The 12,487-nt window shown below is 65.2% G+C and carries 9 protein-coding genes; 3 read left to right on the top strand and 6 right to left on the bottom strand.

Going from position 1 to position 12,487, the window contains the following annotated elements; all coding sequences use genetic code 11:
* Positions 1 to 192: 192 nt before the first annotated feature.
* Positions 193 to 1,167, bottom strand: a complete 975-nt coding sequence (locus tag P9M14_05160; protein ID MDP8255116.1) for a GNAT family N-acetyltransferase — start codon at positions 1,165 to 1,167, stop codon at positions 193 to 195.
* 176 nt (positions 1,168 to 1,343) lie between these two features.
* Here P9M14_05160 and P9M14_05155 point away from each other — a divergent pair, with 176 nt between their 5' ends.
* Complete coding sequence (locus P9M14_05155; protein MDP8255115.1) at positions 1,344 to 2,297, top strand: glycosyltransferase family A protein; 954 nt, start codon at positions 1,344 to 1,346, stop codon at positions 2,295 to 2,297.
* Here P9M14_05155 and P9M14_05150 read toward each other — a convergent pair.
* From P9M14_05150 to wecB, 4 genes are read right to left on the bottom strand one after another with little or no spacing between them, the layout of a single operon-like run.
* Positions 2,281 to 4,200, bottom strand: coding sequence for an alginate lyase family protein (locus P9M14_05150; protein MDP8255114.1), 1,920 nt, complete (start codon positions 4,198 to 4,200; stop codon positions 2,281 to 2,283). The genes P9M14_05155 and P9M14_05150 overlap by 17 nt on opposite strands.
* Before the next feature lie 13 nt (positions 4,201 to 4,213).
* Positions 4,214 to 5,470: a nucleotide sugar dehydrogenase gene (locus tag P9M14_05145; protein ID MDP8255113.1), complete on the bottom strand. Its 1,257-nt coding sequence runs from the start codon at positions 5,468 to 5,470 to the stop codon at positions 4,214 to 4,216.
* Between the two features lie 22 nt (positions 5,471 to 5,492).
* Positions 5,493 to 7,265: a glycosyltransferase family 39 protein gene (locus P9M14_05140; protein MDP8255112.1), complete on the bottom strand. Its 1,773-nt coding sequence runs from the start codon at positions 7,263 to 7,265 to the stop codon at positions 5,493 to 5,495.
* The gene (wecB, locus tag P9M14_05135; protein MDP8255111.1) at positions 7,262 to 8,377 is read right to left on the bottom strand and encodes a UDP-N-acetylglucosamine 2-epimerase (non-hydrolyzing); all 1,116 of its coding nucleotides are present in this window, start codon (positions 8,375 to 8,377) and stop codon (positions 7,262 to 7,264) included. The genes P9M14_05140 and wecB overlap by 4 nt, the downstream gene beginning before the upstream one ends.
* Before the next feature lie 162 nt (positions 8,378 to 8,539).
* Here wecB and P9M14_05130 point away from each other — a divergent pair, with 162 nt between their 5' ends.
* A complete protein-coding gene (locus P9M14_05130; protein ID MDP8255110.1) occupies positions 8,540 to 9,901 on the top strand; it encodes an SGNH/GDSL hydrolase family protein in 1,362 nt (453 codons plus the stop codon).
* Entirely contained in the window at positions 9,898 to 12,075 is a 2,178-nt protein-coding gene (locus tag P9M14_05125; GenBank protein ID MDP8255109.1) for a hypothetical protein, read from the top strand. Before P9M14_05130 ends, P9M14_05125 begins: the two co-directional genes overlap by 4 nt.
* A 13-nt stretch (positions 12,076 to 12,088) precedes the next feature.
* Here P9M14_05125 and P9M14_05120 read toward each other — a convergent pair whose 3' ends face one another.
* Positions 12,089 to 12,271: a hypothetical protein gene (locus tag P9M14_05120; GenBank protein MDP8255108.1), complete on the bottom strand. Its 183-nt coding sequence runs from the start codon at positions 12,269 to 12,271 to the stop codon at positions 12,089 to 12,091.
* Between the last annotated feature and the right edge of the window lie 216 nt (positions 12,272 to 12,487).

The following is a 12,487-nucleotide window of genomic DNA, read 5'->3' as shown; positions in this document are numbered from 1 at the left end:
TGCGGCTCCAAGCCGCCCCGGCGAGCCTTCACACAAAGATCGTTTTTACGATCTTTACCTTCCCTCCACCATCTTTCGACGCGGAGTGGCTCGTAGCATTACGACCAGTGTACTACGCGAGTTTTGGTGCAGCTCCAAGCTGCCGCGAGTCTTGTGGCACCTCAAAGGTGCCAAAGATCGTTTTTACGATCTTTACTCCGCCTCCTGCTCGCTGGGTGCGGCCCGATCGAGCACCAGCACGGCCAGCCGCTCCTTGGACTCGAAGCCGAACTCCTCGTAGAGCCTGCGGCTGACGCTGTTCCAGACCTGGGTGGTCAGTTCCACAACCTCGGTCTGCTGCTTGCCGAACCAGCCGATGGCGTCGGCGAGCAGCGCCCGGCCCAGACCGCGGCCCTGGAGCGCAGGTTCGACCGCGGTGCGGATGTAGTAGCCGCAACGCAGCTCGGGGACGTGGCGAAAGGTGGAGAACCCGGCAGGTGAGCCTTCGTACTCCACTACTCGTGTGCGGTACGAGTTGCGGCGGTTGACCCAGGCGGCCATTACCGACGGATCGTTGCGCCACATCTGATCGAAGGCCGCCTCGTCGATGCATTGCAGCGGCTTGATGTCGTCGGCGTCTGTGTCGCGCACCACCGCGGCCCTTACCTCGGGCAGCGGTGCGCCGGGGCGGCACTGGTAGCGCATTAGCTCCTCGATCTGGTGGAAGCCGCGCGCCTGATAGATGTCACGGCGATCCTCGAGCACCCAGTAGGTGTGAATCCGAATGTAGTTGTGGCGCACGGCGATGATCCGGTCGAGTAGCGCGCTCTCGACCGCTCGGGGCACGGACTGGTGCAGTTCCTGCTCAAGGATCAACAGCCCGGCGTGGCCGTCCTCGTCCTCGCGACGCGCCAGCAGCGAAATCAGCGCGCGCGTCGAGCCCTGGGGATCGGTGGCCATGAATGCCCGGCCGGCCTCAACCGCCTGACTGATGCCCAGCGTGTGCTCCTGTCCGCGCTTTTTCAGGAACGCCTCGGTCGGATCGTGGCGCGCGACCTCGACCAAGTAAATCCCGGCCTCGGTCTCGACCTCGATCACCCCGGTGCGGTTGATCAGCGCCTTGAGCAGCGTACTGACGTTGTTCACAGTCTCGCGCCTCCCCGGCATTGCGTCGCCGTTCCCGATCATCCGAGGCCCGTTTTCAGGCCCGCCTCGTCGATCGGTCTTAAAAAACTCGTAATTTTAGTCAGGCCGACGGCTGTTTACCACAAGAAAAGCGTCCCTGCCAATTATTGCCGCAAGATTGGCGCGGCGCGGGCCGCTCCCCTTATAATCGACTGTCCCGCGATCGCAACGAGGAATCGATGGTCAAGCTGAGCATAATCGTATGCACCTACAACCGCAGTGCGCTGCTCGAGCGCTGCCTGCTCTCGTTGATCGTTGCACAACAAAAGCGACCCTTCGAGCTGCTGGTGATCGACAACAACTCCACGGACGACACCGCGACCGTGATACAGCGCCTGGCAGCTCGCGCGCAGCAGGCGGACATCGCGCTGCGCTGGTTCAACGAGCCCGAGCAGGGTCTGTCTGCGGCGCGCAATCGCGGCTTTCACGAGGCGGCCGGAGCGTTCGTGGCCTATTTGGACGACGACGCGTTCGTGGACCAACACTGGATCGAACGGGCCTTGGAAATGATCCACGGTTTGGAGCCCGACGTGCTGCTGCTGGGCGCCAAGGTCACGCCCGAGCCCGGCTTCGCAGCGCCGGAGTGGATGCCCGACGCGCTGGTGCGCAAGCCGCCGGCTGACCTTGACGAACGTTTTGTCGTCGCGGACCAGGCGCGCTCGCTGATCGCCGGCTCCAACATGATCTTCCGCAAGCACGCCCTGGAACGCCTCGGCGGGTTCGACCCGCAGCTGGGGAGAATCGCGGACCGCCAGCGCGCTGCCGAGGAGACCGAGCTGTTCTATCGTCTCGAGCGCATCGGCCGCATGCGCTACACGCCGCGGCTGGTGGTGTTTCACCCGGCGGTAATCACCGATCTAACCGTGGGTAAGGTGCTCGAGCGCGGCTGGTACGCCGGGCTGACCGAGCCGCGCAAACGTCTGGCGAGCAAACGCTCCGGGCTGCGGATGATCGACGTGCTGTGCTGGGCCAACTCCGCGCGCTATCTGCTGCTGGCCGCGCTGCTGGTGCTGCGCTGGGGCGGGGTGCGGCGCAAGCCGGTGGTCGAGGCGCTGTTCAACGCCGCGCAGATGGCCGGACTGTTTGTGGGCAACCTGCGCGCAGTACCCAGCCGACTCAGCCCCAGGAAATGACCGTGGACAAATCGCAGGGCAGCTCGCGCCGCAGCTGGCACACCAGGCGCAGAGCAGGCTCAACCCGGCCGTAGCCCGGCGAATAGCGCGCCCGCTCCACTCGCCAGTCCGCGGGACCGCGCACATCAGCGCGCACACCATCCCCTTGAATTCTCGCCGTATCGCCGTTGAGTTCGACCTCGAGCCCGGAGGCCAGCGGCAGACTGATCCGCAGCCCGTGCTCGCCGCCGCCTTGCAACCGATCCTCGATCTCAAGCCTACCGGGACCAAATCGCAGAGTCCGCCGGTGGACCACGCCCAGCCGTTGCTGGTAGCCGTAGTGCTCGCCCACGAACAGCGCCGCGTTGCCGCTGCGCTCGAATTTCAGACAACGCGGCCGAGCCAGTTCGGACAGCTCGAACGGCTCATCAGGCAGCGGCGTCTGCTCCAATCCGTCGACAATCAGCGTTGCGTGGGCCGCAGTGCAACGGAACTCGTCACGCGTTTCACGATCAGCCGTGTACAGATAAGTCCCCGGGTCGCGCACCAGCGGGCCGCCCGCCCAAAGCTCGAACCCGAGCTTGTCGTTGTGCGCGTGCGCGCCCAGCCCGCGCAGCCCCACCGGGCCGCAGCACACCCAAAGTTGCGCGCCGCTGATGCGCGCCGTGTACCATCCGGCCTTGGGCAATTCCAGCAGATGATCGTCGCGATCCGGATCGGGCGCGCGGTCGGCAAGCTCGAGAGCGTCCGCACCGAACAGCCAGACCGCCTTCTCCCACCACGGGCCCATCGGCGGTGCAAGCTGCGGATCGCGATACATCACGGCAACCAGGGCAGCGTTTTGACGCGCATCGAGTGTGGGATGCTCGCCCAGGGGCAGGAAGCAGCCCGAGTCGTTGTCCCCAAGTTGCGGTAGTGCGCCCGACGGATTGCTCAGTCCGATCAGCGCCGATGCAGCGGATCGCAATCGCTTCTCCCATGTCGCCGGCCGCGCGCTCCCCATGGCCAGTGCGGCGAGGCTAAATCCCTCAAGCACCAGATCGCCATAGCGCGTCGAGCCCTCGGCGAACGAGCCGTCAGCGTGGATCTGTTGCCGCAGCTCGCGTTGCAACCGCGATCGTGCGAAGCCCGCGATCTTGGCGGCCTCGGGATGCCCCTCGAACGAGCCGTCGATCAACAGCAGGCCCAGCAAATCGGAGAGGAAGTGGTTGCCAAGCGGCGGCTCGATCCAGCGCAGCACAAAGCGCGCGTGCTCGATCAGCCGGGCGGCCAGCGTCCCGCGCAGCCGGTCCGCCGCGGCCGAACCCTCAATTAAATTGAATGCGGCCAGCCAGTTGATCGCACGGATCGCCGCCTCCATCGGACACGACCAGTTGATCCCGCGTCCCAGGGGGTTGTGCTCGTGCCAGTGCAGCACCAGCCTCGCGAATTCCTGGGCAAAGCGCTCGTCGCCAGTCAGTCGAAACGCCTGAGCCAGGCGCAGGCCGTGGTGAAACCGGCTGAGTTCCCAGACCAGCCGCAGGTCGCCGCGCCCCTTGAGCGCCGGCATGTCGAACTCGGCGGTCGGATCCCAGCGGCCTTTACCCAATGGGTCGTTGTGCCAATCATCTGCGGCGATCATCATGCCAAGCAGCTCGACCTGGCCCGCCAGTAAGGTTTGCGCCTGTTGCATCAGCCGCGCGCGGCGCTCGGGGAACAGCTCGTAGAAGCGTTCGAGGGCCGCTGTGTCGCGGCCAAGACCGGCCAGCGGCGCGCAGACGGCCAGCCGTTTTGCCAGTTGCGCCTCGGATTGTTGCGGCACGAGCAGCAATCCGTCGAGAATCGAACGCCGCACCAGCCGCCGGTTGACGCGCCGCATTAAAACTCCGGGAATCGAAAACGGGTCGCGCCGCATCGCCTTAATCATGGAGCGCGACAGTCCCATCGGGCCGGTCCGCTCAGAACTCGATGATCTCGAAGCCCGCCTCGGCCCAGGCCTCGACGCTGAGCACGCCCGTGGAGTCGATCAGCCTACGAGTGCGCATCAGACTGCCGATGCGCTCGGGGTCGAAGTAGCGGAACTCGTCGTGCCCGGCGAGCACCACGGCCAGGTCGGCGCGGCGCACCGCTTCCTCGAGCAGGCCGGTGTCGTGTGGGAAGTTCTTGACGTGCGGATCGTAGACCGCGTACTCGATGTGCGCCCGCTCGAGCTGTTCGATCACCTTGATTGCCGGGCTCATCCGCGTGTCGTCGACGTTGGCCTTGTAGGCCACGCCGAAGATCACGACCTTGGGCTCTTTGCGGCGTCGCAGGCTGTGCCCGATCAGCTTGGCCAGGGCCAGCGGCCGCGCGTCATTGACCTGCCGGGCGGCCTTTAAAAGCCGCGATTGGCGCGGCGCGGCCTGGATCAGAAACCAGGGGTCGACCGGGATGCAGTGGCCGCCCACGCCCGGTCCCGGCTTGAGAATTTTCACCCGCGGATGGCGGTTGGCCAGGGCGATGGCCTCGCGCGGATCCACGCCGACCTCGGCGCAGATCTGCGCCACCTCGTTGGCAAAGGCCACGGCCACGTCGCGGCTGGCGTTCTCGATCAGCTTGACCGCCTCGGCCACCTCAAGGGAAGTCAGTAGGATCTCGCCCTCGACCCATTCACGGTAGAGCTCACGAGCCCGCTGGGACGACGCGTCGTCGAATCCGCCGATGATCCGATCGTTCTGCACCAGTTCGCGCAGGATCGATCCGGGCAGCACGCGCTCGGGGCAGTGGGCGAGCAGAAAGTCGCGGCCGGGCTCCAAACCGCGGTGGCTGAGAATCGGCGCCACCAACTCACGGGTAGTCCCCGGCGGAACCGTGGACTCGACCACTACCAGGTCGCCGTGCTTGAGCACCTGCGCGATCGACTCGGCCGCGTCGCGCAGATGGCTCAGGTCGGCGCGGCTTTCATCGTCCACAGGAGTGGGCACCGCCAGAATGAACGCGTCGGCCTGCACCGGCTCGGGCGAGACAGTGAACATTCCCGAACTGATCGCAGCGCTGACCAGGGTGCGCAGCCCGCGCTCCTCGATGTGCACGCTGCCCTTGGACAGCCGGTCAACGATCGCCGGATCGACGTCCACGCCGACCACGCGCTGGCCGTTGGCGGCCATGATGCTCGCCGTGGGAAGACCGATATATCCCAGACCGACAACGCAGACTTTTTCCATGGGACGAATCATAGCAGCACAAACTCCTTGCAGGCTACGCCCCGCCGCCGGTCGGAGCATCGAGGTACTCAACGTCCGAGCGGAACAGCCAGAAGCGTCCGCCGGGAATACGCAGCCCGCGGATGAACTCGAAGCCGTCGAGCTTTCCGTCGAGCTCAGAGGCGCGCTGGAGCCATTCCTCCCAAGAACGCAGGTCCAGTGAGCCGCGTAGATGGAACGTCAGCAGCATGAAATCAACGTTGGTGCGCCGCATCAGCAGCTCGAGGGTCTCCGCGTCTTTGGGAAGCCAGATGCAGACGCGGTCGCCGTACCAGTTGACCAGCCACGGCGTGTCGCTCACCCCGACCTCTTCAGGGCCGGTCAGCGCGGCCACGCTTTGGCCCAACCGACTGTAGAACTCTGGGTCGGGCATTGTCAGCGTGCGGCACTGATAATCGCTGAACCGCCCCATGCGTTCGATCCCGGCGGTGATCCCCCAGGGGAAGGTCGCGGCCAGCACCAGCGCCACGCAGGCCGCACGCCGCAGACCCTCACGCTTGATCAGCCCTGCCAGCCGCGAAAAACCGCCGGCCGCAAAGACGATCATCAGCAGAATCGCGGGATGGTAATAGCGCTCCATCACGAACAACACTTGCAGTATCGCGCCCACGGCCAGCAGCGCACCGACCGTTGAGAGCCAGGGCCAAAGCTGTTCGCGCGAGCGCAGCAACATAAACGGGGCCAACCAGAAGGCCCAGAGCAGCAGCGGGTTGGTCGCGCTCCAAAACCAGGACCTGAGTGTCAGCGGCAGGTTGAAGGTACGCGCGCGATAAAGAATCGCCTCGACGTGCTCGCCGGTGGTCAGTAGGCCCTCTTCCATTTCCAGTCCGCGGGCGTAGCTGTGGCCCGGGTGGAGCGGCGAGTGGGTGTGGATCACGTGGCGCAGCTTGCGCGTGATAAAGCCGACTATCGGCCCTGGTTGCGATCGGTCCCCGGGCTCGTCACGCTGGACCGTCGGCCGGGGCGTGGGCTGCGGTGCGGTTTCGGGCGCGGGCTGGACAAGCCGAACGCGCGCCTGTCCCTGCCAATGGTAGGCGCGCAGCGGTTCGCTCAGCCGGTCGGCCCCCACCACCAGCAGCAGCCCCACGAGCAGTCCGATAATCCGCTGCCAACGGCGCGTCGCCGGGCTGAGCACAAGCAGTACCAGCGGCAGCGCGTAGAGCGGGCCGATCTCGCGCGAGTAGACAATCAGCCCCAGGGCCAACCCCGCGATCAATCCCCAACCCGCTCCGCTACGCCGCACCAGCGCGTAGACCAGCAGCAGCAACAGCAAGCCGAACATGCTCTCGGACATGCCGCTGAGCGAGTAGTACAAGGCGTTGGCCTCGAGGATCGCCAGTGCGGCCGCAAGATGCGCGGCGCGCAGGCCGAATAGCCTGCGGGCAATGCCGAACACCAGCGGCACGCTGAGCACGTAGAACAGCCCGCAGGTCGCGGCGGCCGTCGTATCGGCCGCGCCGAAAACCAGGAACGCCACGGCCAGGACCATCGTCCACAGGTACTGCGGCAGCGGGCCGAGCATGCTCGCGGCCTCGCGAACTGTTCCAGGTTCGACGTTGCTGAACGATATCGTGTGGACCATCAGGGTCACCGCGCCGTCGCCGCGCAACAGCGAACGGGCGGCGCTGGCGTACTTCAGCGCATCGGATTGAGTTCCCAGGGAACGGAAGGTCGTGACGAAGAAAAAGATGTAGGCCGTCAGCGCGAGCAGCGTCCAGATCAGCGCCCAGGGAATGCGGGTTGCTGCCGGAGATTCGCCCTTGTTCATTTACCGCCGCTGGTCCGGGAATACCAGCGCGTCAGCACGTCGATGATCCGCTCGGCCGCGTGGCCGTCGCCGTAGGGGTTGGCCGCCTTGGCCATCGCCGCGTGGGCCTCGGAGTCGGTTAGCAGGATTCCCGCTTGGTCGAGGATCTTTTGCGGGTCGGTGCCCACCAGCTTGACGGTGCCCGCGTAGACCCCCTCGGGCCGTTCGGTGGTCTCGCGCAGCACCAACACCGGCACGCCCAGGCTCGGCGCCTCCTCCTGAATCCCGCCGGAGTCGGTGAGAACCAGCGCGGCGCGGCGCATCAGGCAAACCAGGCTGGTGTAACCCACCGGCGCGATCAGCCGCACGTTGGGCAGTCCCGAGAGGATCTCCTCGGCCGGAACCTTGATGTTGGGGTTGGGATGCACCGGGTAGACCAGCGTGTCGTCGGCAAAGCGCGCGGCGAGCTGCTTTAGCGCGTTGAACACCCCGCGGATCGGCTCGCCGAAACTCTCGCGGCGGTGGGCCGTGACCAAAATCAGCCGGCCATTGATGCCGCCGGGAATTTCCGGCTCGGGCAAATCGGTCCGCTCCACCACGTCGAGCAGCGTGTCGATCACCGTGTTGCCGGTGACCCAGATCGATTGCGGGTCGTAGCCCTCAGCGAGCAGGTTGCGTTTGGAGAGCTCGGTCGGCGGAAAATGGAAAGTCGTAATCGACGAGGTCAGCTTGCGGTTGGCCTCCTCGGGAAACGGCGCGGTCAGATCTCCGGTGCGCAGACCGGCCTCGACGTGCGCCACGGGGATGTGCTCGAGAAAAGCCGCATAGGCCGCGGCAAAAGTCGTGGTCGTGTCGCCCTGTACGACCACCACGTCGGGACGTTCGGTCCGGTAGACTTCGGGCAGTTTCTCGAGCATCCGCCGCGTGACCTCGGTCGGCGTCTGGCCCGCGCGCATCAGGTCCAGGTCGTGGTGCGGCTCGACGTCGAACAGCTCGAGCACCTCGTCGAGCATCTCACGGTGCTGGGCGCTCAGCGCCACACGCACTTCGACCTCGGAGCCACGCAGCTTTCCCTGTTTAATCAGAGGCATCATTTTGATCGCCTCTGGCCGGGTGCCGAAAACAAGCAGCATTCGCATCGTCATCGCGGATTAAGATGTCACGAGGCCCAATGCTTGTAAAGTGGGTTTTCACTAGGGTTCCTAATCAGGCATCGATTGTTTCGGCGCGGCCTTTATCATTGGTTGTGTCAGACCTATTATCTAGCCCTGATGGATCCCTGGGGCGCAGAGAACATGCCGATAGGCAACCTGCTGCTGATCGCGGCACTGGCCGCGTTGGGCCTGCTCGAATCAGCGATCCTCAGCCGCCGAGGTCGCGTGAGATTCGGCCGATCGCTGCTGGTATTTCTAGCGCACTTCAGCCCGGCGATAGTCGGCGCGCTGCTGTTGCCCTCAGTGAACGAGAACTCCCACCAACTGCGGATCCTGCTGCTACTACTGGCGGTCTCGGTCTGCCTGCACGCGGGCTGGTTCGCCTCGCAACGCATCTCGCTGAAGCTGACCCGGCTGCGATACACACTGGCCGCGACCGGACTGCTGATCGTAGCCCTGGCATATTTGATCGAGCTGCCGCCGTGGCTGATTACCGCGGCGATGCTCGGCGGATTGTTCGCGATCTCAACCGAGCTGCACGGCATCGTCTCGGACCGCTTTCACTCACCTACTCCTAATCTTGTTGCACTGGCCGCGGCCCTGGCGTTCATCGTGTTGCTCGACGCGGGATTGGCCCACTCGTTCTGGCGCTGGGATTTGCGGCTGTTCGGGCCGGGACCAGGATTCACCTCGGACGCCGCGATCCGCAGCAGCATGGGCAAACCGTTTCTTCCACCGCGCGACTCGCAAGGACAATCGATCGCACTCGAACCGGGCGACGGCCTGCGCATCCTGCTGATCGGCGGGTCGTCGGCAGCCGGGTGCTGCACCGAGCAACGGCAACAGACCATGCAGGGACAGCTCGAGCTGGCGCTGCAGGAGCGCGGTCTGGACGCCGAGGTGCTCAACGGCGCGTGGGATGGCTACGTTTCGCACTACATGGTGCTTGACGCCATTGAAGGCTACCGCAGGCTGGAACCCGACCTGGTGCTGATGTACCTCGGCGCCAACGACAACGGACTGATCGACACCTTGGGCGAGCGCTACGACGAAAAGGATTACGGCCCAGCCTTGCAGTGGCTGCGCCACAGGCCTTTCTATCAACTGCTCAACAGCCTGCTGGTCAAGCTGCGCCGCGGCGGACGGCCGCGCGAGCCGATCCCCGCGGTCTCCGAACAGATCTTCGTCGACAACCTGCGCACGTTACGCCGGATCTACGGCGAACTCGGCGCGCAATCCTTGCTGTTTATCGAGGCGATCGCCGAGCCGCGCTCCCTGGCCTACGAACAGCGCGTGCTGACCGCGACTGAGGCTGCCGGTGTTGAGGCTGTTGACGCCCACCGTATGCTGCGCGAGACCTATACCGCGGCCGGGGATTACATGAACGACGACGTGCATCCCAACACCCTGGGCCATTGGTCGGTGGCGATGATCATGCTCGGCGAACTCGATGCGCGCGGCCTGCTACCCACAAACGCCGATACTGCCGGAGGACAACGATGATATACAAACTGCTGACGGCGCTGCTTGCGCTGCTGCTGATCCTGCCTTTGCTCGCCTGCTCGGACGGCGACGACGACGATGACGACGCACTCGACGACGACGACAGCGGCGATGACGACGATGACGACGACCAGCCGCCGTCCCCGGCGTTGATCGAGCCGCTGACCTGGGGGCGCTACGTCTGCGGCGAACAGCGGCCGGACGATGTGGAGCTCAGCGTTGGCAGCTTCAATCTGCACGGCGGCAAAGAGGCCTCGGCCGAACGCATCGCCTCGGAGCTGACCAACCACCTGCCGCTTGACCTGCTGACGCTCCAGGAATGCCCGGAGGAATATGCGCAGACCATCGCCGCAGGGCTGGAGATGGAGCTCTTCTACTACAACGGCCTGGCGCTGCTCTCGGGCACCACGCTGGTCGATCCGCGGGGCGTCGATTTGGTCGAGGGACGTAGCGTGATCCAGGCGACCACCACGATCGAGGGCCTGGAGTTCTCGGCCTATGCGATCCACATCAGCTGGAACGAGAGCGGCGACAACCAGTGCCGCCAACTCGTCAACGAGTTCCTGGCAGCGGATCCCTGCGAGCGGATCGTGATGGCCGGCGATTGGAACGATGAGCTGGGCTCGACGCAAATCGGGATCATGCTCGAGGTTGCGGCCGACGCCTGGTCGTCGCTGGGGGTCTGGCCCTCGGCCCGCGTATCGTGGCCGGCCCAGCTGTTCTACGGCGCCGAGGGCGCGCAACTGATCGACAACACTCTGTTCAATAAAAGCTCCGGGGCCTGCGCCGTAAGCGGTGAAATCGTCAACTTCACTCCGCCGCTTTCCGACCACAAATTTCAGCGCACGCTGCTGCGCTTTCCAGCTACGGCCGAGCCCGCACAGCCGCAGCTACTGGACTTCCTGACCGGGTTCGGCGCGGACAGCGTGGGCCTGCTGTTCGACCGGCCGCTGTCAAAAATCGAAGTCGAACTCAGCCGCGGAGAAGAGTCGATCGAGCTAAGCGCAGTCTCGATCATCGACAACGGCCAGATCGCGCTGCTGCGGGCTGTTGATGATCTGCCCACAGACGGCGAGCTGACCGTGCGCGTGCTCGACGCGGTGTGCACGGACGGCGTGCCGATCGCGAAACCGTTTGGGTTGACCTTTGCCAATCCGCCCAACCTGCTGCGCAACGGCGGGGCCGAGAACAACGGCGAGGATTGGGAACTGGACGGCATGCAATCAGCAACCGAGCTGCACCACGTGACCCCGCTGCTCGGCGAACGCTTCTTCAGCGGAACGGTCGGACACAAGCGCGGCTGGGCTGTTCAGCAAGTCGGGCTCGAACAGTACGCCGCGCAAATCGACGCGGGCCGCGCGCAACTGGCGTTGGGAGGCGCATGTCGAACCGGATACATCGATGTGGGTACGTCCAACGCGCTTTACGCCTTTGACGAATCCGAGGCGCTGGTCGAGCTCTACGATGCAGACGGCGCGCTGCTGCGCACGATCAGCTCGGGCCGCTTTGACACGCTGTACTGGCAGCCCTGGCGCACTACAGTCCAGGTCCCGCCCGGCGCGCGTTTGGCGCGGGTGACTTTGCGCGCTGTGGGTGGGTTGCATGGCGATGAGTTCAACAGCGCCGCGTTCGACGCGCTGTCGCTCTCGATCCAGACAGCGGACGAGCCCGGAGACCAGCGCAGCGGCAACCTGATCGTCAATCCCGATTTCGACCCGCAGCTCGCGGGCTGGACCCGCAACGGGCCGCTGCTCACCGGACGCGACCACTGGCTGCTGGGCAACTTCGACATCTACTCCTTCTCCGGCGAATATTGGCTTGGAGCCGCACTGCTGTTGACGCCGGCCGGTGCGGAACAGACCATCGAGCTGGATGACTTCGCCGCAGCCATCGACCGCGACGAGCTGTCGCTGCGCTGGGGCGCGGCTTTGCGCTCGCTACTGGGCGACGCCGCGAGTTCGCTGACGCTGAGCTTGCTCGACGAAAACGGCGTACTGCTCGATAGCGACTCGATCGAATCGATCCGCTTTGCTGAATGGTTTTTATACCAGCGCACCGCCCCGCTGCCGCCGGGCACTCGTAGCGCGACGCTGGGCTGGCTGGCCGCACCGGTGACAATGCCGGTTGAGGCCGCGTTCCTCGACGAGCCGTTCGTCTACGTTGTGGACCGTTAGCCCGGATCAGCGATCAGAAACGCGCCTCGAACCCCAGGGCCGCATAGTGGATCACGGCAAAAGTGTAGACCTTGTCGTTGTCCGCCCCGCCCTCGAGCAGCCGGTAGCCAAGGCGCAGACGTGCATCGTCGCTCAGATCGACGGTCAGCGCAGCCAGCACGTCCTCGGCCCGTCCCTGAGGCGCGCCCCCACTCACCTAACGCCTTGGGATTATTCAAAGATCGCCTGCCAACCGAGCGAGAACTTAACCGGCGTGGGATTGAACTGCGGCGATCCGAGGCGGGTCGGGTGCAGACGCGCGAGGGCGACAACGTGCGCGGCAAGCTTTCGGGCGAGCGCTATGTGGTGGAGCTGCGGCGCTCGACCACGCGGGTCAAGTCCGGCTGGGTCAGCCTCGAGCTGGGACCGGCTT

This window comes from Candidatus Alcyoniella australis (assembly GCA_030765605.1).
GTDB lineage: Bacteria > Lernaellota > Lernaellaia > JAVCCG01 > Alcyoniellaceae > Alcyoniella > Alcyoniella australis.
The sequence above is the reverse complement of the archived record's forward strand: the minus strand, read 5'-3'. Positions and strand labels throughout refer to the sequence as shown.

Bases quoted from the DNA above. Each gene is read 5' to 3' on its own strand.
- P9M14_05160 (MDP8255116.1), bottom strand. From the start codon at position 1,167: ATGATCGGGAACGGCGACGCAATGCCGGGGAGGCGCGAGACTGTGAAC.
- P9M14_05155 (MDP8255115.1), top strand. From the start codon at position 1,344: ATGGTCAAGCTGAGCATAATCGTATGCACCTACAACCGCAGTGCGCTG.
- P9M14_05150 (MDP8255114.1), bottom strand. From the start codon at position 4,200: ATGGGACTGTCGCGCTCCATGATTAAGGCGATGCGGCGCGACCCGTTT.
- P9M14_05145 (MDP8255113.1), bottom strand. From the start codon at position 5,470: ATGATTCGTCCCATGGAAAAAGTCTGCGTTGTCGGTCTGGGATATATC.
- P9M14_05140 (MDP8255112.1), bottom strand. From the start codon at position 7,265: ATGAACAAGGGCGAATCTCCGGCAGCAACCCGCATTCCCTGGGCGCTG.
- wecB (MDP8255111.1), bottom strand. From the start codon at position 8,377: ATGCTGCTTGTTTTCGGCACCCGGCCAGAGGCGATCAAAATGATGCCT.
- P9M14_05130 (MDP8255110.1), top strand. From the start codon at position 8,540: ATGCCGATAGGCAACCTGCTGCTGATCGCGGCACTGGCCGCGTTGGGC.
- P9M14_05125 (MDP8255109.1), top strand. From the start codon at position 9,898: ATGATATACAAACTGCTGACGGCGCTGCTTGCGCTGCTGCTGATCCTG.